Raw genomic sequence first — 20,916 nt, forward strand, 5'->3', positions numbered from 1 at the left:
GACACGCCATGCCACTCATGAGAAAAAACTCCACACTTGAGCGTGGAGTTTTTTATGGCTAGGGCGTGTCTGCCATTGATAACATTTTTATAAAATAAGATGAAAATTTAACACTTTAATCCATTTTTCATTGCAAATACCAAAGGCAGGCACGCCCTAGATTTTTTGTTTGCGTAGTGTTGATGGCAAAATCCCCATCGCTTCACGATATTTGGTTACGGTTCGCCGTGAAATACTTACGCCCTGCTCTTCTAACACGCCAGTAATATAAGCATCTGACAGTGGTTTTTGGGGGTTTTCGTTTTGAATCATGCTTTGGATTTGGGCGGAGATGGCAGTTGATGATATCTCGCCATCTTCACTGCCCACACTGGATGAGAAAAAGTACTTTAAGGGATACAAGCCCTGCGGGGTGAGCATGGTCTTATTGGTGGTCAGTCGCGAGACGGTGGACTCATGCAGTCCAATCTCATCGGCGACATTTTTTAGGGTCAAAGGAATCATCGCTTCCACACCCCGCTCCAAAAACCCCTGCTGGCGACGAACGATACAGCCTGCCACTTTAAGCAAATTTTGGTTACGCTCATCAATGCTGCGAATGAACAGACGGGCATCATTTAGCTTATCTTTGAGATAAATATTATCATCGCCATCATCGCCTTTTTTGATGAGACTGGCGTATTCTTGGTTGATTTGTAAATTAGGGATAACTTCTTGGTTTAGCACCACTCGCCATACATCGGTGTCGGTGACATTAGCCAGTGACTTCTTGGCATATCTGCCTTTGGTCTCTTCTAAGGCGATGACCAAAATATCAGGAATATCAATACTTTGGTCGATACTGCCTTCATTTTTATAAAACTCAGATGCAGGCTCGGGGTTAAGACTGCGGATAATCGCCATCGCCCCTTTTATCTCAGCAGAGCTTAGGTCGGTGTCTTGCATGAGTGCCTTGATGTTGTTCGTCTCCAAATGAGTGGTCGCCCCAAGCACCATATAAGCTTCATCAGCAAAAGGCAGATCAGGGTCATCTTTGGTCAGCTCGTCAAGTTGCAATCTTAGGCACTCGGGCAGATTTCTCGCCCCGACGCCCGTTGGCGAACACGCCTGAATGCGTTGTAACACCGAGACAATCTCAGGCGGACTAATCGTCTCTTCCCACTGATAAAAACTGGCAAGGGTCGCCAAATTCTGATACAACTCATCCACACCCAGACGGATATAACCCATCTCATCCATGGCGTCCAGCAAATAATCCAAAATCAGCGACTCTTTGGCATTCATGGGACTAAAATTCATCTGAAAACGCACATGCTCTTGGATGCTGGTGTGTGTCGCTCCCAAAAACTCATGCTCATCATCATGCCTGCCTGCCACACCAAAATCGCCATCATACTCAAAATCAGGGGTATAGACATTATCCCAGTCACTGTCCATCGCCCCGTCATCCAACCCCGACTCAGTCAGCTTATCATAACTGTCACTCTCAAAGGACTCATCAAAACCATCTGAGCCACCTTGACCGTCATTTTTTTGCCAATTATTATCCGTCCAATCGTCCAAACTTAGCTCATCACGGTCAAACTCCGTCTCAAAACTCTCATCAACCCGTTCAAGCAAAGGATTACTGTCTAACTTCATCTGCACTTCTTGCTCCAATTCAAGGTGCGACAAAGCCAGCAAGCGAATCGCCTGTTGCATTTGTGGGGTGAGTTTTTGGGATTGGTTTAAGCCAACGCCCAAGCCAAATGAGAGACTCATGGGTGTACTACTGTCCTAATTGTTAAAATATCTACTAACTTTTAAATTTTACAACATTTTGGCATAATTTTTGCATAGATTTTGCCAAAAGGCGTAAATTTTACGACATAACACCCCAGTAACGCCCATCATTGTTATTTTATAACTTATTTTCCCACCTAAAATCTCATCACAACCCCATCCATCATGACCATTACACCAACCATCAAGTCACCCCAAATTTATCCAAAAGTTGCCTAGCTTGATAAATGGCTTTATAATAAATTCAACATCATGCACCAACAAGGACAACCATGCCAAAGATTGCCAACATTCAGCTAAATTCCCAAGATAACATTGATAACAACCTAGCCATTATCAAACAGGCGGTCTCCACCGCCAAACAAAACGGGGCGGATTTGGCAGTTTTGCCCGAAAATGCGTGTGTCATGGGGTCACAACGTGAGCTTGCCAGTCGTTTTGATGAGATGGTGGATTTTTATGCACGCCTTGCCCGCGATACGAGCATTCATATCTTAGCAGGGACACTGCCTTGCCCCACTCGCCCCGATGGCACGCCCATAGACGGCAAATTAGACGGCAAATTTCGCCAATCCAGCCTACTGTTTGACAATACAGGCACACTCATCGCCCGCTATGACAAAATCCACCTGTTTCGGGCATCGGTGGCGGACGGTGTGGGCAGTTATGATGAAGGTCGCACCTTTGAAGCAGGCGATACACCTGTCGTGGCTCACTGTGTGCTGGACGGTGTGGCAGTTGGCATTGGCATGACCGTGTGTTTTGATGTGCGATTTCCCACACTTTATCAAAAACTTAGAGACATGGGGGCGGACATCATCACCGTGCCGTCTGCCTTTACCCACACCACGGGCAAGGCTCATTGGCAATCCTTGCTAACCGCTCGCTCGCTTGATGGTCAATGCCTTATCATCGGCTCGGCACAAGGTGGCACGCACCATTTCACCCACAAGGACAAACCCCAAACCCGCCAAACGTGGGGGCATGGCATGATGGTGAACGCAAACGGGCAAATCGTGGGTAGTACAAATACGACAGACGGTGGCGATTTTACAATCATTTATGCTGATTTTGATAAAGATGAGCAGGATAATATTCGTAAAAATATGCCGATATTTGAATGTCGGGTGGAGTTATAATTAGGGCGTGTTGAACTTTGGTATTTGCAATGAAAAATGAGAAAAATCGCACGTTTTTCAAGGAAAAAACGCAGGCTGATAGTTATTCTATCAGACAAGTTTTTGACGCAGAAAAACAAGATTTAGCCATTTTTCATGCAAAAATGGATTAAAATTATCAAATTTTCATCTTATTTTATAAAAATGTTATCAATGTTCAACACGCCCTAGGACTTTTTGGCGGTCGCCCTAGGATGTGTCTTATCATAAACCTTGGTCAGCGACCCAAAGTCCACATGGGTATAAATCTGCGTGGTGCTAAGATTACTATGCCCCAACAGCTCCTGCACCGCACGCAAATCACCACTCGATGACAACAGGTGCGACGCAAAACTATGCCGAAGCAAATGTGGGTGCAAACTCTGGGCGATGCCTGCCCGAGTGGCACACAGTGACAGACGAAGTTGTATCGCACGCTCGCTTAGCCTTTTGCCGTGTCGCTCACTAATAAACAGTGCCTTGACGGTACTGGTAGGCGTAATGCCATCAGGCTTGGCAGTTTTGGCGACTTTTTTGGCTTGCCATGATGTGCGATAAGGCAGGTAGGCATTGATGGCTTGTATCGCCTTGGTGCCGACAGGGACGACACGCATTTTTTTGCCTTTGCCCAGCACCCTAACCGATTTGGCGGTCAAATCCACATCCGCCACATCAAGCGATGCCAGCTCCGCCAAACGCAGACCGCTACTGTACATCAGCTCAAACATCGCCTTATCTCGTACCCACAAATCCGCCTGCTCGGGGTCATCGGGCGGGGCTTGCTCCAACAGATGTTTCATCACATCCACATCCAACACCACAGGCAAGGGCTTGGGGGCGGGTTTTAGGCGATAACCGATGGTCGGGTTACAGATGGTCGCTTTGTCGTCTGTCGTCCGCTCCTGCTCGTTGATGGCAAACTGATAAAACCGCTTAATGGCAGAAATGTCCCGTTTAACACTCACCGTCTGCACCCTGTCCTGCTCCAACCGTGTCACGACATACCACTCCAAATCCTTAGGGCGACAGTCCTGCCAGTCCACACCATAACGCCCCAAAAACTCACCAAAGCGGTACATGCTCGCCCGATATGCCGACAGCGTGTGGGGCGAATAATTCTGCCCTGTCAGCGACGACAGCCAACGCTCTATCGCTGATAACAGAGTCTGACAGACGAACTGAGAGACAGTCTGAGTCTTGGCTTGTCTTGGGTCTGTATCATGGCTAATGGGCATATCATGAGCCTGCTCTGCTTGCCTAGCTAGGCTTGGCAGATGGGCATCACTGGGTGACTGGGCGGAGTGGGTCTGGTTTAAAATGGCGGACAGTCGCATGGCTATGGGTTATTGTTGGGTAATGCTAGATAAATATTGGATAAATATCGGGCAAATTATTGGGGTGGATTTGATGAATCGGCAAAATTAGATTGGGGCTTTTAAGAATAACCACACCTAACAAACTTGATATTTGCTACGGCTTTGTAGGAATGTGCTTTCCACGCCTTTTAATGCCATCATTTTTATGGGCGTGCACAGTACGCCCCTACATCCAAACATCATTGCGTTTGTATTAGGGCGTGCCTACCATTGATAACATTTTTATAAAATAAGATGAAAATTTAACGCTTTTATCAATTTTTGCATGAAAAATGGCTATCCGACCACTTAATTTGGAAGGTTAAGTTAAAATTTTAAAATTTACATGGTTAAGTGGTCGGATTGTTTTTCTTCGTCAAAAGCTTGTTTGATAGAACGACTATCAAACTTCACTTTTTCCTTAAAAAACGTGCGATTTTTCTCATTTTTCATTGCAAATACAAAAGGCAGGCACGCCCTAATTTTAAAATTTCTTGGGCGTATCTTACCACGATTTGTCATGACAGCCAAATCATTTTGGATTATGTTAAATAATTTTCCCAATTTTCCCAATTTTCCCAATTTTCCCAATTTTCCCAATTTTCCCAATTTTCCCAATTTTCCCAATTTTCCCAATTTTCCCAATTTTCCCAATTTTCCCAATTTTCCCAATTTTCCCAATTTTCCCAATTTTCCCAATTTTCCCAATTTTCCCAATTTTCCCAATTTTCCCAATTTTCCCAATTTTCCCAATTTTCCCAATTTTCCCAATTTTCCCAATTTTCCCAATTTTCAATTTTCAATTTTCAATTTTCAATTTTCAATTTTCAATTTTCAATTTTCAATTTTCAATTTTCAATTTTCAATTTTCAATTTTCAATTTTCAATTTTCAATTTTCAATTTTCAATTTTCAATTTTCAATTTTCAATTTTCAAAAGATTATCGCACCGCCCAACACCATGTCAAGCCCTTACCGCATCAGATGATAAAACAGCACAAAAACAAGACAAAAGGCAAGGCGATGACGATGATGGTACAGATTTTTGGGAAAATTTGCGGTATAATAAAGGGTTAGCATAAAAACAGTTGATAAGGTGAGCGATGGACATCGTACAGTATTTGCATGGGTTGGTATCAAGCTCCATGGGTATCTCAAACGAAGATACGAGTGCGGATTTGTTAAAGCAGTATTATGCCCTAAGTACGGCACGTTTGATTGAGCTTGATGATGGCTTTGACAGTACCAATGCCAAAAATCACAGCCTGACCGCCTTGTGGGGCATACAGGCAGAGCCTTTGGCGGGGCGTTTGGCACGCAGTTTTTACATGGATGAGCAGTCCACGATGACGCTTCTAAAAGCCATTACCCCGCCGATGATGGTTGAAGTGGCGAATTTGGCAGGGGGTCAGGGGCTGATTGCTTTTTTGGCACAAAACTTTGAATCAAGTCGCACGCATTTGCCTGCGTGGTCGCCCCAATTTATCCAAAGCTCGCTGGCTCAAAAGATTGAACAATTAAATGGGCAAACACCAACTGCTGATTCGGCATTTATCAATTCTGACAATCAGCCCAATCAAGCAGATGAAGATATTGATAATACTCCCATCGCCACAGATGACTCACCAATTATTAGTGTCACCAAAACTGCCGATATTAATGATAATATCAATACACCCTTTGATAATGACAAACAAGGGGATGATTTAAATACTAATGGCATTTATCAAGATGGCATAAATGATGATATTAATGGCAGTATCAATGGCAGTATTGATAATAATATTAATGATGATATTAACACCGATACAACCGCCGAAGATGGTATAAATGACGATAATCATCTTGATGGTCATGAGTCCATTAATTCCCCTATTAAACCCCCTATCAAGCCTAAGTTGGCACGCCCCAATCCTTTATTAATGGGACTTGGAGCAGGGCTTATCGCCTTGGCTGTCGGGGGCGGAGCGTGGTATCTCTTAAAAGACAAATCAGGCTCATCGGAGACCGCCCCCGTCCATGACCCCAATGTCGCCACACCGACCGTCAAATCGCTAAATCCACCCCGTCTGTCCCTAACATCGGGCGAGAACGGCACGCTGTACGCCTGTCAAGCCGAAGTGGGCAACAGCCAGCTCCAAGAACAACTGCTCGGGGTGCTACAAAAAAACTTCGGGCAAATCGGCTGTATTATGGACATCGATGATAATTTTGGCACATCGCTGACAGGGCTAGAACGCTTGGAGAGTATCATGGCGATGGTCAAAGCTGAGCCGTTTACCAGCATTGAGATTATCGGCGACCACATCTATGTCAATACGCCAAAGACGGACATCCTACCCAGAATCGTCAATGACATCGCCCTGCTCGCCCCACAGTTTGATGTCTCGCCTGCCCCTGCATTGAATAAAGCCAATGTCATCAATCAAAGCTTTGAGCGTGCCACGACCGCCCTAAATGCTCTGGATAATCCGCCCAACAGCTATGATTTGTCACGCTCGGCAAGCCTTACGGTGATTGACTTTAACGGCACAAGCGAGTTGCCTGCCAACACCCATGGCGTGCTGTCACTACTGGCAGAGAAAATCAAAGCCAATCCGAGCATCAAGCTCATCATCGCAACTCATACCAGTGGCGGAGATGGCACTGACCGCATGGCAAATCTTAGCCTATCACAAAGCCAAGCCGAAGCGGTCAAAGCCTTTTTGGTAGAGCAGGGCGTGAGTGACACCCAGCTGACCCCCAAAGGCGTGGGCGACAGCTTTCCGATATCGGACAACGTGACCGAACTGGGTCGCTTTAAAAATGGGCGGACAGAGTTCTTGGTGTTTGATGAAGCGACCATGACCGCACTCAACGTGGACATGACCCAGCTTGTGCCAGCACCAAACACCGCCATGCCTGCCCAAAGCATGCCCATGCCCGTCCAAGATATGCCTGTGCAAAATGCACCCATGCAGACCATGCCAGAATCCATGCCTATGCAAAATATGCCCGTACAAGGCATGCCCGATGGTAACTACCTGCCCCAACCTGTACAAAATGCACAGCCCATCATCACAGACAGCCATCCTGTTCAACAAATCCAAGTCCCCACCCCATCAGGTTATATTGGCACCACCCCGCCCCCTGCCCCGTCAGCAAGTACACCTGACCTGCCTGATGACTTTTTTGAGCTTAGTAATGCCACAATTAGCTCTGAGCAAGGGCGGGGCACAGAAAGAGAGATACGTTAGGCACAAAACGTGAGTTTAACCCATTTTTAAACAGCAGACCCGTGATAAGTCACGGGTTTTTTATAAAAATAAATTACAGTATAGAAACAAAATTGAAATAAAAAAAGCATGCCTAGCACCCGTCAATCAGAACAAAGTAGTTTGTCATTTATTAGATTTCATGAAAATTAGGATTGATATTTTTGGCTAAATATATAAAAATATAATAATTACAGATACTTATAAAAAATCCCTGATATCATTAATGAATTTTTCCAATATTAGTCATTGCAAAAATCAATGTTATTTTATACAATATTGTCAATATTTAGTATGATTATTGTTAATAAATCTACCCAATATTGTTAAGAAAGGTTAAATAAACATAAAAGTCGTTAGGAGCGGTTATGAAATATACTTCATTTTTAGGTCAAGGCGTCATGATTGGTGCCATTTGCATGGCTGGACTTTTATCAGCTTGTGGCGATAAGGAACCCACCATACAAAACACTGCCAACCCCGACACTGCCACCACTCACACCAAAACCATCAAAGTAGCAGTCAATAGTGGCATGTCGCCTTTTGCTTATATTGACGGCAAGGGCAACCCTATCGGATTTGATGTGGAACTTATTACTCACATCGCTCAAAAAAATGGCTATGCGGTCAAATTTAACGTCCTGCCATGGCAAGATATGTTCAAATCAGTAGAGCAAAACATAAGCGACCTTGCCATCTCATCCATCTCTTATACCGCCGAACGTGAAGGCAAATATCTACTTAGCAATCCGTATGTATATATGCCTGCGGGGGTTTTGTCTTTAAATGACACAACCTCAACTCAATGTCAGATCTAAAACCCATGCGTTTGGGCGTTCAAGATGGAGCGATTTTTGTAGATGTCGCCAAAGAACATGGAATTGAACATGTGATAACCAAAGAAAAGATGTTTTTGAGCTTTCAAGACTTAATCAATGGCAAAGTAGATGCCATCATGAGCGACAAACAAATCGTCCAGCACTTTGCCAAAAGCTATCCCCAATATAAAACCAATCTTTTAGAGCATGGTAATGTCAATGATAAAGGTTCGTATGCCGTCGCAATAGCACCTAAGAATAAAACTCAGGTCATCGAGATGTTCAACCAAGGTGTCGCAGAGATGAAAGCATCGGGCGAGCTGGCAAAACTTGAAACAAAATGGTTTGAAAACAGCACCGATAAACCAATGTAACCATGATGTGATTAAGTGCTTGATTTGGCAGGTGGTTTTTGTTATAATCAAGCCATTGGGGATGTTCTGGCTTCGACGCTGGTAATGAAACCTAATGATGCACGTCAAGAGCGTATGTCTCTTGTAAATCAACATACAATTTAAAATAGTCGCAAACGACGAAACTTACGCACTAGCAGCCTAAGGGCTACTTGGGTCGGCACAGATTGCCTTTGGTCTGGTTGCTCACCCCGATGCGAACGCACAAAGGATAGCATCTGTTAGCGTTGCGATGGCAGGTGTGAACTCTTAGCAAATCGTCCAATCCACCCTGACTGTCGGGTCGGTGCGGATTAAAGCCAAAGACAGACTCTAAGCGTGTAGAGTCATGGGCGTAGTGCTGGCGGACGCGGGTTCAACTCCCGCCATCTCCACCAATTATTATCATAAAAATCAAAGACTTGGCTCATATTTTGAGTTAAGTCTTTTTTGTAGGTAAAACCAAACACTCCATAAGACAAGAACCCAAAACATAACAGCTTTTCAAATCATATTCTAATAATCACCCCATTGACAAAGAAGAAAATATCAGCGTTTTTTCTTCAAAAAATCTTCATCGCCACGCACTTGTTTCTCAGACAGATATCGCCAATAGCGAACGGGCAGATACTGCTTGTGTAGCTTGGGATTGATACGTTCTTTGATGGTTACATTGGCAAAATATCCCTGCCAAAATCGCTGATAACGAGCTTCATCATCACTCCACACCGAGCGACTGTCCGCCAATACATCATCATCAATCCCGACAATCATCTGCACGTCTGTATCGCCCTGTCTTGACAAAATGCCATAACCCCGCTTGATGTCATAAATGGCAAAATCTTGGTCTTGATAGCGTGCCTTAAAGTGATTGGTGATGAGTGGCAGAACATTAAAATCGGGATTGATTTTGGCAAAATACACCCCGTCTGTGGTATGCTCAAAGCGGACAAAGGCTTTCATGCGGTGTCGCTCTCGCCCGACTGATTTGACCGTTTGGTGCAGAGTCATGACATCGGGGTGGGCATGGTCTTTTAGGATGTTTTTTGTGGGGTTGGCTAGGGCGTATTTGACCACACCAAACAGCACGTTTGGGATATAATCAAACTCGGATAAGTACGCCCACATGAGCTGTCTGATGCCATCTTTGCAAGCGTTTGGGTGAGCTTGGTCAGCACCCGTTCGGCTTTGGCAGGGTCGGTTGTTACGTCCATGACCGTGCCAAAAAACTGCGGTGCGTACTGATGACGACACACCAATGTCGCCCTGTCTGTGTACTTTTGCTCATAGCAGACAAATACCGCCGTCAGCCAGCCATCAAAATCGCTGTCATGGGTTAGGGTAATGCCATCATCAAGGGTTAATAAATCCAAGTTATTTCCCAATTTGTCAAAATAAAAATATCATAGGAAGCAAACACCATTACACGCCCATATGACAAAAACATCTTAGGGCATATTGATAAAACCTTAAAACAAAGCAAGCTGTCCCGTTCGTTCATCTTTGAATTTGGTTTGAGTTTGTCCGATAAGATATTGCCTAAAATTATCCTTGGTCAAATGTGCCAAATGCTCATTTTTGCCCGACAACGCCATAAAATACTTGGCACGATTGACCGCCGCCCCCATCTTTTGGACATGCTCCAAAGTCAGCGTACGAAACTGCCTTGCTTTGATGATTTTTTTGGCGGTCTTCACCCCAATGCCAGGTATGCGAAGTATCATCTCATAGGGAGCAGTTTGGATATGCACGGGGAAAAACTCACGGTGGCGTATCGCCCACGCCAATTTGGGGTCGCACTCTAAGTCCAAAAAAGGCTCGTCAGGAGTGACAATCTCATGAGCCGAAAAACCATAAAACCGCATGAGCCAGTCGGCTTGATACAGGCGATTTTCACGCACCATCGGCACAGGCGTGGAGAGAGCAGGCAGATTTTTGTCTGCCAACACAGGCACATAGCCTGAATAATACACCCGCCTTAGGTCGTATTTTTGATAAAAATGACTGGCAAGACTCACCACTTGTAAATCCGTCTCCCCCGTTGCTCCCACTATCATTTGGCTAGTCTGTCCTGCAGGAACGAATTTGGGGGCTTTTTTGTGGTGTTTTTTGCTGTCTTTGAACACCACAATCTCATCTTTGACCGTCTGCATGGGGGCTTTTAGTTGGTCGTGAGTTTTTTCGGGGGCGAGCAGTTTTAGCCCTGAGATGGTCGGAATCTCGATATTGGCACTTAGGCGGTCAGCATACAGACCCGCTTGGCGTAACAGCTCAGGCGATGCCCCTGGTATGGTTTTTAGATGGATATAACCGCCAAAACGTTCTTCTTCACGCAGTCGCCGTGCCACTTCAACCAGTCGCTCCATCGTATAGTCAGCACTTTTGAATATGCCTGAGCTCAAAAACAGCCCTTCGATGTAGTTTCGCCGATAAAATTGCATGGTCAAATCCACCACTTCTTCGACCGTAAAGGCGGCTCGGGGCGTATCATGGCTACGTCTTGACGTGCAGTAACTACAATCATAGATACAGTGATTGGTAAATAGGATTTTGAGCAGGCTCACACACCGCCCATCTTCGGTAAAACTGTGACAAATGCCCGATGTGGACGAATTGCCAAGAGAGCCCCTTGGTTTTTGCGGTTCGAGCCTGATGATGAGCAAGAAACGTCATATTTGGCGGCGTCAGCTAGGATGTTAAGCTTGCCTTGGATACGGTCAAAATTAATGGTCATGGTGGGTGATAATAATCCTTGATAAAATAAAACTTGATAAATATATGTGTTGATAAACTGTCTTAGTATCGGAGTATAACTTTATGATTTTATTAAAATTTTAAATTAAATGGGGTGTGATACTTCAATTTTCAATTTTCAATTTTCAATTTTCAATTTTCAATTTTCAATTTTCAATTTTCAATTTTCAATTTTCAATTTTCAATTTTCAATTTTCAATTTTCAATTTTCAATTTTCAATTTTCAATTTTCAATTTTCAATTTTCAAAAGATTATCGGCGAAGATTTTGTTTTGTCAAGTTTTTTATTCACCAATCACTTCACCCCACACGCCACACACAAATGCCCGAATCGCTTGCCAGCTCTCATCATCGACCACGACCTGTTTTTCGGATAATGCCAGCTCGTGCGTGGTCTTTCTAAGTGCCAAATACGCCTGCGTGAGTCTGTCGCACCAGTCATCAGACCACAGTCCCGTCTTCGCCACTTCTTCAAAGATACGCACGTTATCTGACCAAATGGCAAGTCTCGGGTGAGCATGGGCATGGGCAAGCACCATAAACTGAGCCAAAAACTCAATGTCAATCAGCCCGCCAAAGTCCTGCTTGATGTGAAAAGGTTGAACCAGTCCGTGGTTGTTGGGCTGACTGGGTGATTTGGTACCAAGATGTTCTTTCATCTTTTGACGCATGGACAGCACGTCTTGGCGTACCTGCTCGGACTCTCGGTGAGCGGTCAGTACCTGATGGCGAGTGTTATCAAAAGCATCCAGCACCGCCTTATCGCCTGCGATACCCCTAGCCCGTACCAGTGCCTGATGTTCCCACGCCCACGCCTTATCACGCTGATAGCTGTCAAAGCCCTGCACCGACACGACCATCACGCCTGCGTTGCCCGATGGTCGAAGACGCATGTCCAACTCATAGGCACGCCCATCACGGGTCTGCGTGGTCAGATAGGTGATGACCTTTTGGACAAGCCGAGACGCAAACTTCATGCCACTAATCACCTTAACATTGTCGCCCACGGTATCGGCTTTTTCGTCAATGTCATGCAAAAACACCACGTCCAAATCTGACGCATACGACATCTCAATCCCGCCCAACTTACCATAGCCAATGACGGCAAAACCACACGCCGTCTCATCGGTGGGCATGCCATCGGCACGCACAGGATGACCATGCTTGGCAACCAGCTCATCATAAGCCCTGCTAAGTGCCGATGACAGCACAACTTCGGCAATAAAGGTCAGGCTGTCCGAAACTTTCATGATATGACGCAAGCCTAGAATATCAGCAGTCGCCACAGCCAGCACTTGTGACTTTTTGAAGGTGCGGATGGCGGTCAGATACTGCTCATCATCAAAGGGTAATACCCGAAGCAGCTGTTGCCTTAGGATGTCGGTCAGCTCTGCTTTGTCGGGCAAATGCAAATAACGCTGTTGCAAAAAGTCATCAAGGAGCATGGGGTGCAAGGCAAGCTCTCGTGCTATCCACGGACTGGCTGAGAGCATGGGAATGAGTCCCATGGTCGCATTCGGGTTCTCGGCTATCATCACCAGATATATCGAGCGACGACAGATGGACTCTAACAGCGTAATAAGGCGTGGCACCGCATCATCAGCACGCTCCGCCCCATCGCTCTTGGCATGATGACAAAGTGCATGTAGCAAAATCGGATACGCCCCATCAAGGCGTGCCTTGGCATCAGGCTCTAAGCTGGTGACCAGTTTGGACTGCCAAAACTCATCTAGCAGATGTAAGCTGTCAGCACTGAGCAGTCCCTGCAACGCTCGCTCCATCTCCGCCGTCTCGCCCAGTGACTGCGTGGGGCTTTGGCGGTCGGTGACCATGCGGTTAAAGGGGGCAAAGACATTTTGCCGATGACGGGCAAGTACCGCCTGAAAGTCCGCCACACTCTCAAAGCCTAGCACCTGTGCAATCGCCACCAGCTCATCGCCCATCGGCAGTCTCTGGGTCTGCTCATCATGACGGGCTTGGATGGCGTGTTCTAATTGCCGTAAAAAGCGATAAGCGTCCATGAGCTTGGCGCATTCATCATCATCTAGATAATCAAGCTCGCCCAACATGGACAGCACATCCAGACAAGCCGACCGCTCGCCCAATGCCAAATGATGACCACCATAGATGAGTGAGAATGCCTGTGCGATGAACTCAATGTCCCGAATACCGCCCACGCCCAGTTTGACATTATCAGTGTCTTGGCGTTGGGCTTGCTGTGCCATGATGAGTGTTTTCATCTCACGCAGTGCCGAAAAGGCGGTATAATCGATATAATAACGATACACGAAATTCTTCATCACTACCGACAGCTCATCGGCAAAGGGTGTGGATACGGGATTGACCACTCTCGCCTTTAACCATGCAAACCGCTCCCATGTCCGCCCATGCTGATTAAAGTACTTCTCCAACGCTGACAAGCTCATGATGAGCGGACTGCCATCGCCCCACGGACGCAGTCGCATGTCCACCCGAAACACAAAGCCATGCTCGCTGTGGTCGTTAAGCAGGCGGATGAGCACTCGCCCAAGCGTGGTCATAAACTTCTGATTCTCCACGCTCTTTTTGCCCTGCTCGCTGATGTCAGTATCGCCCGCCCCCAAATGCACAAAAATCAGGTCAATGTCACTCGATAAATTCAGCTCTCTTGCCCCGAGCTTGCCCATGGCAATGACGGCAAATTCATCAGGCATGATTTTGGGGCTTTTTTTACCCATGCTTCCCATGCCTGTCTGTGCCAACTGCACGCTACTGGTCATGGGGACTCCATACCGCTCTGCCGTCTTGTGCCATGCATAGTCCTTGGCAAAGCACACGCACGCATCGGCAAAGTCCGACAGCTCTGTGGTTAGTCTCTCTAAGCTGATGACCCCCAACGCATCTTGCCATATCCATTTGACCATCAGCATGACTCTAAGCTCTCGCATCGCTTGCATGACCGCCGACTCATCAGCCCCATAATACCGCACATCGGCATGGTCTACATCGCCTGTTTTGTCTGTTGTCTGCTCTGTATCGCTTTTTATATCATCCTTATTTATGCCATCTTTTACATCACTCCCTTTTACACCATTCTCTTTTACATTATTTCCTGTTACATTATTCTCTTTTATGTCATCTTCTGCACCGCTTATGCCGGCACAAATCGCCACAAACTCTCTAATTAAGCCATCAAACACCGCACGGTCAAGGGGATGTGTCAAGCCAAACCGACCCAAAAACGCACTGACCTGTGACGGCTGTTTTTGATAAACACCAAAGGCAAAAGGACTGGCAAGGGCGAGCGTGGCAAGCTCGCTATCACTGGGGCAAAAATCAGACATGGCAACTCGCTAGATTTGTTGATTTGGGATTTATTGATTGATGATTTTTGCTTATTTTACACCAAATTTAAAAATTTACGCTATAATATCCAAAAAACAACCCATCATCATCATGGCACACACCCTACTACTCATCACCAAAAGCCCCCACGACCGCCAAGGCAAAGAAGCCCTAACGACCGCCACCACGCTACTAGACAGTGGCGAGCGTGTCTCGGTGTTTTTCTACGGTGACGGGGCATACACCGCCAATCGCCTAGCGTGGCAAAGTGCGGACGTGCCTGATGTCGGTCGCCTGTGGGTCGCCCTTGCCAAGCGGTATCATCTTGATTTGCCTGTCTGTGTCAGCACTGCTTTGGCACGGGGCATCAGCGATGCCGATAACGCCAGTCGTCATGGCTTGGACGGTGAGAACATCCTACCCCCGTTTCGCTTGGTCGGACTCTCCGAGCTGGCACTACACATCGATGATGACACCCAACTGGTGCAGTTTTAACCATGAATATTCTAATCAAACTTGCCAGTGATAACGAACTCATCGCTTATGAAGCACTCGCCCTTGCCTTTGTACTGGCGACCTTTGACCATGATGTCACGCTGTTTGTGAGCACGCCCACCCATCTACTGCTTGGCGACCCTGACAGTCGTATATACGGCATGATACAGTCGCTTGATTTGTACGACATAGACAAGGCATGGCATGGCTTTACTGATGAGCAGATGGCACGACTTGATGATGACATTCGGCACGCCCTAGCTGATGAGCGGTGCGTGTTCGATGATAAACGTGCGTTGTTTGACAGCGTGCTTGAATTTTAATCATACAACCTACCCCATGACCATGACCGACACCACAACCCCATCGCCTAATGAGCTAACCTTGGACGCTGACGGGCATTTGACCGATCACACCCTTTGGACACCTGCCATCGCCCAACACCTTGCTGATACCTTGGATATACAGCTAACGGACGTACATTATCGCATACTGGCACAGGTGCGGGCATTTTTTGACAAATACCATCACAGCCCTGCCACTCGCCCACTCATCAAGCATCTATCCATCGCCCTGCCCGATGATGAGATTAACAACGCCAAACTCCAACAGTTCTTTAACACAGGACTGGTCGCACGTCACGTTAATCGCTTGGCAGGACTGCCCAAACCGCCCAATTGTTTATAGATGATTGATTAAAATGTGCATGTTCTTTATTTAGACAAATTTAGACAATCCAAAATTTATAAATAAACCACTTTTTGCAAGGTTTGATTACATTTTATTACAGTAAAATGATGAATATTTAGATAATATAAGTTTTGAGAGTTTTTCTCACCCATTTTTTAACTAGGAGTTATCTTATGAAAAAGCTACTTGTTGTTGCCCTAGCTGGCATGTTCGTTCTAACAGGTTGCAACACCATCAAAGGTTTTGGCAAAGATGTTTCAAAAACTGGTGAAGCTGTTACTGGCAGTGCCCAAAAAGTTCAAAACAAAATCTAACCGATGCCCATCAAACAAGCCCAGTCTACACCAAGATTGGGCTTGTTTTTGTGTTTAATTTAAATTTGATTTAGCTTAATTTCAGTTCAACTTCGCTTTATCCGCATGGCATTTGCCACAACAAACAGACTGGACAAACTCATGCCAATGGCGGCAAGCCAAGGCGGTACATAGCCCATACCTGCTGGCACTAGGATAAGCGTGTTATACACCAACGCCCACCGCAGATTTTGGCGGATGATTTGGTGAGTTTTTATTGACAGATTGATGGTATGATTGATGATGGATAATCTGCCATCAAGCAGTACACCATCTGCCGACACCTGAGCCAAATCGCTCGCCCCTGCCATCGCCACCGACACGTTGGATGCACCAAGCACAGGGGCGTCATTGATGCCGTCTCCCACCATCAGCACGGTATGTCCGTCTTTTTGTAGCTCTTTGATATGATTGACTTTATCGGTTGGCGATAGACCATGATAAGCGTGTTCTATGCCAAGCGTTTGGGCGACTGTCAAGGCGTTGTCGCTTGGGTCGCCTGTTAGCATGAGTGGGGTAATGCCTTGTTTTTTTAGGTTGTCTATCGTCTGCTTGGCGTCCGTGCGTACCACGTCATTAAAATAAAAACGTGCCACCATGTCCCAACTCTCGCCTGCCTTAACCGACAACGCCACCGACATATTCGCCCCAAAGGTATCGAGCCGTTCGACTATCACATGACCGCCACCGCCATTTAACACAAATCCGTCATGCCCGATACGATACCACACCCCGTCCACACAGCCTTCCACGCCCCCTGCCGTGTGGTGCGTGGCGTTTTGTACTTTTGGCAAATGCAAACCGTGAGCGGACGTCAGGATAGCCCGTGCCACAGGGTGCTTTGAGCCGACTTCTAAGCTTGCCCCAACTTTTAGCCAATGCGTTTTGTCATGGGTGGTATAATCCACATGCAGTAGGTTGGCTTGCCCGACCGTGAGCGTGCCTGTTTTGTCAAATGCCACATGGCTGACTTCCGACAGGCTTTGAATGGTATGCCCCCGAGTCGCCAAAAAGCCCAAACTTGCCAGTCGGTTGGTCGCCATGGTCAAGGCAATGGGCGTAGCAAGGCTCAACGCACACGGACACGTCGCCACCAGTACCGCCACCGTTGCCCATAGGGCTTGGGTTTTATCCACAAACAGCCAAATGACAAAAATCAGTACCGACAATACCAGTACCCGAGCGACAAACCACCGTGCCATGCGGTCAGCGTCTTGGGCGATTTGTGGTTTTTCGCTCATCGCACGGTTCATCAGGCGGTCTATGAGTGCCATTTGACTGTCGTCCGTTTGGGCGGTTACAAGCATGACAAAAGGCTGTGCGTCATTTTGTGAACCACCTGCCAACGTGTCGCCTTGTTTTTTGACAATCAAATCACTCTCGCCTGTCAAAAGACTCTGCGACACCGTGGCAGACTCCGACAACAGCACGCCATCACAGGCGATTTGTTGCCCTGCCTCTACCCAAATAACATCGCCGACCGTTAGGGCTTGGGCAAGCACTTTACCATCGTCCGCCACGTCATGGCTGGCATGAGCATTTCGCCAGTCTTTGATGAGTTCGTTATCCAATGAACCATTGGCAAATTCTGCAATGAGTTCGTCCGAATGCCCAAGCCGTTTGATAAGCACAGGCTCAATCACGACCAAATCGCTTGCCATGTTGGACGCTTTTAACCGTGCGTTTTGCTCAATGTAGCGACCGGCGAGCAAAAAGAAAATAAACATGGATACTGAGTCAAAATACGTCTCGCCTGATTGGGTCAGCGTGGCGTATAGGCTTGCCCCAAAGGTTACGATAAGGGCGATAGAGACAGGCACGTCCATATTGACCTGCCGAGCCTTTATGGCGTTATAAGCGGAACGAAAAAATGGTACGCCTGCATAAAAAATGACAGGCATGGTAACAAACAACGCCACCGCCCTTAGAAAATGACGATGTTCGTCCGCCATGCCCGAATAATCGCCAAAATACAGCCCAATAGAAAACATCATCGCCTGCATCGCCCCGACCGCCGCCACGCCCAGACGGATAAGCATTTGCTTGTTTTGGCGTTTCATCATCGCTTCATGCGTGTCCTGTCGATACGGACGAGCGTCATAGCCGACCGAATGCACCGCCCCCAAAATATCGCCAATACTGCAACGGCTCTCATCCCAGTTTACACGCATACGCTGTTGGGTGAGATTAACCTGACACGCTCGCACCCCGTCCAGACCACGCAGGCGTGTCTCTATAAGCCATGTACACGCTGTGCAACGCAAATCTGTCACCGACAGCTCTGCTGTGCTAGCACCATCTTCACGATAGACGAATTGGGCTTTGACATCGTCATGATTATAAGCGTCAAAATTGGCAAGCGGTAGTGGTGCGGTCGGACTTATCTCACGGCGGTCAAGATAATACTGTGATAACCCAAGCTCTACAATGCTCTCTGAGGCAAGCTGACAACCCAAACAGCACATCGGGCGTGGCTTATCAAAAATCACGGTAAAAAACGGCTCACTGGGCAACTTCTCGCCACAATGAAAACAATGCCCGTCAGGGGGCAACACTAGGCTGGTGTCAATAGGGTCTTGAGGGGTGTCGGTCATGGCGTGTCATGCGTGCAAAAGTGGTATTATAACATGGCTTGGGTAGAATGGGTGGAGCAGGGTGTGGCAAGCTCATTGCTTTTTAAATTTGACATCAGCTAACAAAATTGAATTTTGCCACAAAAACCGTAGCACTTTTTCATTTTGTAGAGTGTATCAAGCTTTGGAACGTACAAACCCGCCAACGTGGTGAAATGGTCATCACTTTTTATCATAAAATTGGTTTGATTGGCAAGAGTGGTAATCGCCAATCAACGATACAACCCCAAACCAACATCTACATCAAAGCAATTATTAACTGAAAAACCTTTATTTACAACCCGTTAGATCTAGAATAGAATAACAGTCATTCTTACTTTAATTTTTAGCAAAATTTGGAGAACCCCATGCTAGAAAATGGCTTTGTACTATTAACCACCCCCACCTTTGACAACCATCAGTTTTTACAAAACTTACAAACAGACTGGCAACTTCCTATTCACAACCCTGAACCACAAGAGGGTTCACTTACCTTCTTGGTCGGAGACTTTTTATGTGCCATCGCCCTAATGCCCGCCCCCATTCCTAATGATGAGGCGGTACATCAGGCTCACGGCAATTACTTTTGTGATGATGCTGTGCAGATTGCCGAGGCTCATCAGGCTCATCTTATGGTAACGGTTATGACTCAAGAAGACAACACCGAACTACAAGGGATGAAACTATATACCAAGCTCATCAGCACCGCCTTATCACAAACGAACGCCACAGGGGTTTATACATCAGGGACGGTATTTAGCAAAGGCTTTTACCAAACAGTTGCTACTCAATACCTATCCAAAGATGAAATACCTGCCATGATTTGGGTCTTTATCCGCTTAGGGCAAACCGAAAACGGCAATCAGCTCTACACCATAGGCATGAACAAATTTAATAAAGACGAGATGGAAATTCTAAACAGCTCCCTACCCATGCAAACCCTACACACATCTCTACTAAGTATGTGTAGTTATATCATCACTGCCAATCTAACCCTAAAAGATGGCGAGACTGTAGGCTTTAGCGAAACCCCAAAATGGCAGATTGAACGCTCAAAGAGCGTCTATGCAGACAGCGATATGTCATTGAAGATTGAGGTTGTGTAGAAATTGTTATTTCACAAACCAAACAAATATTTGGTTTATGAAATATTTTAAAATAGAGAAATTTAAATTTTAGGAGATAGTTATGTCAAATTATGTGTGGTTGTATGAGTATCGTAGCTTTTCCATAGCGAATACTTATGGAATTGTGGTGAAAACAGTTGAATTTGATGGGTCAGAAATTTTTTTTCTTGAAGAGAAAAAAATATGGTACACTAGATTCTTTGGAAGAAAGTAAGTTGGAGTTGTTAGACAAGATACATCTAGATTTTGATGACACTTGGCACGATTACGAATATTTATAACATTTGCCAGTTAAATTATTTAAAGAACCTGATATAAATTATAGTAATTTACCAAAAGAAAACAAAATATTCTTTAGAATTACCAACGGATATTTAATAATTAATGAAAAACTATACGATGTTATTTCCCAATTCAATCTAGGAAAAACCCATTTTAGTCAAGTACACATTTACAACATTGAGACTAAAGAGCAGCTTTCCGATGTGCCTTATTATTTTATCAATATTGCTGAAAAAAGAGATTATTTAGATGTTGATAATAGTAAAGGTTTGGGGGTTAGTATGTATAACCCACAATGGAAACAACGATTTATCGGTATATCAGAAGATGATGATATTAAATTATCTCATGCTTGCTTGGCAGATGATATAGATTTATGGCATGAACCGATACTACTTAAATCATTATTTTTTTCGGACAGATTAGCTAATGCGTTGCTTGATTCAGGATTTACCAAAGAACAACTTGGCTTAATTCGTTGTATAATTCAATAATTTTTTACTTTTTAATTTAGGAGCTTTA

Annotated in this window: 18 protein-coding genes, 1 other RNA gene and 1 pseudogene; 12 read left to right on the forward strand and 8 right to left on the reverse strand. The window is 45.7% G+C overall.

Annotation, left to right across the window (positions count from 1 at the left end; translation table 11 throughout):
• Window positions 1-156: 156 nt before the first annotated feature.
• Window positions 157-1,761, reverse strand: coding sequence for an RNA polymerase factor sigma-54 (gene rpoN, locus AAHK14_RS13210; protein WP_065254972.1), 1,605 nt, complete (start codon window positions 1,759-1,761; stop codon window positions 157-159).
• A 293-nt stretch (window positions 1,762-2,054) separates the two neighbouring features.
• Here rpoN and AAHK14_RS13215 point away from each other — a divergent pair, with 293 nt between their 5' ends.
• Window positions 2,055-2,921, forward strand: a complete 867-nt coding sequence (locus tag AAHK14_RS13215; protein ID WP_065254971.1) for a nitrilase-related carbon-nitrogen hydrolase — start codon at window positions 2,055-2,057, stop codon at window positions 2,919-2,921.
• Between the two features lie 29 nt (window positions 2,922-2,950).
• A complete protein-coding gene (locus tag AAHK14_RS13220; RefSeq protein WP_255518660.1) occupies window positions 2,951-3,073 on the forward strand; it encodes a hypothetical protein in 123 nt (40 codons plus the stop codon).
• A 54-nt stretch (window positions 3,074-3,127) separates the two neighbouring features.
• Here AAHK14_RS13220 and AAHK14_RS13225 read toward each other — a convergent pair whose 3' ends face one another.
• Together AAHK14_RS13225 and AAHK14_RS13230 are read right to left on the reverse strand one after the other, a co-directional pair.
• Window positions 3,128-4,273 carry a tyrosine recombinase XerC gene (locus AAHK14_RS13225; protein ID WP_083108095.1) on the reverse strand — a complete coding sequence of 382 codons (1,146 nt, stop codon included), beginning with the start codon at window positions 4,271-4,273 and terminating at the stop codon, window positions 3,128-3,130.
• A 563-nt stretch (window positions 4,274-4,836) separates the two neighbouring features.
• Complete coding sequence (locus AAHK14_RS13230) at window positions 4,837-5,097, reverse strand: hypothetical protein (protein ID WP_346818207.1); 261 nt, start codon at window positions 5,095-5,097, stop codon at window positions 4,837-4,839.
• A gap of 299 nt (window positions 5,098-5,396) precedes the next feature.
• On the opposite strand from AAHK14_RS13230, the gene AAHK14_RS13235 reads away from it, so the two are divergent.
• The 4 genes from AAHK14_RS13235 (at window position 5,397) to ssrA (ending at window position 9,155) form a co-directional block, all read left to right on the forward strand.
• On the forward strand, window positions 5,397-7,529 hold the full coding sequence (locus tag AAHK14_RS13235; RefSeq protein ID WP_065256416.1) for an OmpA family protein: 2,133 nt from the start codon (window positions 5,397-5,399) through the stop codon (window positions 7,527-7,529).
• A 386-nt stretch (window positions 7,530-7,915) separates the two neighbouring features.
• On the forward strand, window positions 7,916-8,365 hold the full coding sequence (locus tag AAHK14_RS13240; protein ID WP_065256417.1) for a transporter substrate-binding domain-containing protein: 450 nt from the start codon (window positions 7,916-7,918) through the stop codon (window positions 8,363-8,365).
• On the forward strand, window positions 8,353-8,739 hold the full coding sequence (locus AAHK14_RS13245; protein WP_065256418.1) for a transporter substrate-binding domain-containing protein: 387 nt from the start codon (window positions 8,353-8,355) through the stop codon (window positions 8,737-8,739). Before AAHK14_RS13240 ends, AAHK14_RS13245 begins: the two co-directional genes overlap by 13 nt.
• Before the next feature lie 57 nt (window positions 8,740-8,796).
• Window positions 8,797-9,155, forward strand: a transfer-messenger RNA (tmRNA) gene (ssrA, locus tag AAHK14_RS13250).
• A 151-nt stretch (window positions 9,156-9,306) separates the two neighbouring features.
• Here the strand turns inward: ssrA and AAHK14_RS13255 are convergent.
• From AAHK14_RS13255 to glnE, 4 genes and pseudogenes are all read right to left on the reverse strand, one after another.
• Window positions 9,307-9,885 (reverse strand): TIGR03915 family putative DNA repair protein, encoded by a 579-nt coding sequence (locus AAHK14_RS13255; RefSeq protein WP_227712983.1) that lies wholly within the window; start codon window positions 9,883-9,885, stop codon window positions 9,307-9,309.
• Window positions 9,816-10,130 (reverse strand): hypothetical protein, encoded by a 315-nt coding sequence (locus tag AAHK14_RS13260; RefSeq protein ID WP_227514742.1) that lies wholly within the window; start codon window positions 10,128-10,130, stop codon window positions 9,816-9,818. Before AAHK14_RS13260 ends, AAHK14_RS13255 begins: the two co-directional genes overlap by 70 nt.
• 96 nt (window positions 10,131-10,226) lie before the next feature.
• Window positions 10,227-11,491: pseudogene (locus AAHK14_RS13265) on the reverse strand (putative DNA modification/repair radical SAM protein).
• A 304-nt stretch (window positions 11,492-11,795) separates the two neighbouring features.
• A complete protein-coding gene (glnE, locus tag AAHK14_RS13270) occupies window positions 11,796-14,834 on the reverse strand; it encodes a bifunctional [glutamate--ammonia ligase]-adenylyl-L-tyrosine phosphorylase/[glutamate--ammonia-ligase] adenylyltransferase (RefSeq protein ID WP_065256419.1) in 3,039 nt (1,012 codons plus the stop codon).
• Window positions 14,835-14,946: 112 nt separating this feature from the next.
• On the opposite strand from glnE, the gene AAHK14_RS13275 reads away from it, so the two are divergent.
• The 4 genes from AAHK14_RS13275 (at window position 14,947) to AAHK14_RS13290 (ending at window position 16,334) form a co-directional block, all read left to right on the forward strand.
• Window positions 14,947-15,330 carry a DsrE family protein gene (locus AAHK14_RS13275; RefSeq protein ID WP_065256427.1) on the forward strand — a complete coding sequence of 128 codons (384 nt, stop codon included), beginning with the start codon at window positions 14,947-14,949 and terminating at the stop codon, window positions 15,328-15,330.
• Window positions 15,331-15,332: 2 nt separating this feature from the next.
• The gene (locus tag AAHK14_RS13280; protein WP_065256420.1) at window positions 15,333-15,653 is read left to right on the forward strand and encodes a hypothetical protein; all 321 of its coding nucleotides are present in this window, start codon (window positions 15,333-15,335) and stop codon (window positions 15,651-15,653) included.
• Window positions 15,654-15,675: 22 nt separating this feature from the next.
• Window positions 15,676-16,017: a TusE/DsrC/DsvC family sulfur relay protein gene (locus tag AAHK14_RS13285; RefSeq protein ID WP_065256428.1), complete on the forward strand. Its 342-nt coding sequence runs from the start codon at window positions 15,676-15,678 to the stop codon at window positions 16,015-16,017.
• Window positions 16,018-16,193: 176 nt separating this feature from the next.
• Complete coding sequence (locus AAHK14_RS13290) at window positions 16,194-16,334, forward strand: entericidin A/B family lipoprotein (protein WP_062498678.1); 141 nt, start codon at window positions 16,194-16,196, stop codon at window positions 16,332-16,334.
• An 86-nt stretch (window positions 16,335-16,420) separates the two neighbouring features.
• Here the strand turns inward: AAHK14_RS13290 and AAHK14_RS13295 are convergent, their stop codons facing one another.
• A complete protein-coding gene (locus AAHK14_RS13295; RefSeq protein ID WP_065256421.1) occupies window positions 16,421-18,967 on the reverse strand; it encodes a heavy metal translocating P-type ATPase in 2,547 nt (848 codons plus the stop codon).
• Window positions 18,968-19,353: 386 nt separating this feature from the next.
• On the opposite strand from AAHK14_RS13295, the gene AAHK14_RS13300 reads away from it, so the two are divergent.
• Together AAHK14_RS13300 and AAHK14_RS13305 are read left to right on the forward strand one after the other, a co-directional pair.
• A complete protein-coding gene (locus AAHK14_RS13300) occupies window positions 19,354-20,091 on the forward strand; it encodes a DUF4261 domain-containing protein (RefSeq protein ID WP_065256422.1) in 738 nt (245 codons plus the stop codon).
• 305 nt (window positions 20,092-20,396) lie between these two features.
• Entirely contained in the window at window positions 20,397-20,888 is a 492-nt protein-coding gene (locus tag AAHK14_RS13305) for a DUF1629 domain-containing protein (protein WP_194092727.1), read from the forward strand.
• Window positions 20,889-20,916: the final 28 nt, after the last annotated feature.

It is taken from the genome of Moraxella sp. K1664, assembly GCF_039693965.1.
In the GTDB taxonomy this organism is placed as follows: domain Bacteria; phylum Pseudomonadota; class Gammaproteobacteria; order Pseudomonadales; family Moraxellaceae; genus Moraxella.

Coding starts and splice junctions, on each gene's coding strand:
- rpoN (WP_065254972.1), bottom strand. CDS start 1,761: ATGAGTCTCTCATTTGGCTTGGGCGTTGGCTTAAACCAATCCCAAAAA.
- AAHK14_RS13225 (WP_083108095.1), bottom strand. CDS start 4,273: ATGCGACTGTCCGCCATTTTAAACCAGACCCACTCCGCCCAGTCACCC.
- AAHK14_RS13285 (WP_065256428.1), top strand. CDS start 15,676: ATGACCGACACCACAACCCCATCGCCTAATGAGCTAACCTTGGACGCT.
- AAHK14_RS13275 (WP_065256427.1), top strand. CDS start 14,947: ATGGCACACACCCTACTACTCATCACCAAAAGCCCCCACGACCGCCAA.
- AAHK14_RS13240 (WP_065256417.1), top strand. CDS start 7,916: ATGAAATATACTTCATTTTTAGGTCAAGGCGTCATGATTGGTGCCATT.
- AAHK14_RS13220 (WP_255518660.1), top strand. CDS start 2,951: ATGAAAAATGAGAAAAATCGCACGTTTTTCAAGGAAAAAACGCAGGCT.
- AAHK14_RS13280 (WP_065256420.1), top strand. CDS start 15,333: ATGAATATTCTAATCAAACTTGCCAGTGATAACGAACTCATCGCTTAT.
- AAHK14_RS13215 (WP_065254971.1), top strand. CDS start 2,055: ATGCCAAAGATTGCCAACATTCAGCTAAATTCCCAAGATAACATTGAT.
- AAHK14_RS13235 (WP_065256416.1), top strand. CDS start 5,397: ATGGACATCGTACAGTATTTGCATGGGTTGGTATCAAGCTCCATGGGT.
- AAHK14_RS13295 (WP_065256421.1), bottom strand. CDS start 18,967: ATGACCGACACCCCTCAAGACCCTATTGACACCAGCCTAGTGTTGCCC.
- AAHK14_RS13255 (WP_227712983.1), bottom strand. CDS start 9,885: ATGTGGGCGTACTTATCCGAGTTTGATTATATCCCAAACGTGCTGTTT.
- AAHK14_RS13290 (WP_062498678.1), top strand. CDS start 16,194: ATGAAAAAGCTACTTGTTGTTGCCCTAGCTGGCATGTTCGTTCTAACA.
- glnE (WP_065256419.1), bottom strand. CDS start 14,834: ATGTCTGATTTTTGCCCCAGTGATAGCGAGCTTGCCACGCTCGCCCTT.
- AAHK14_RS13300 (WP_065256422.1), top strand. CDS start 19,354: ATGCTAGAAAATGGCTTTGTACTATTAACCACCCCCACCTTTGACAAC.
- AAHK14_RS13245 (WP_065256418.1), top strand. CDS start 8,353: ATGTCAGATCTAAAACCCATGCGTTTGGGCGTTCAAGATGGAGCGATT.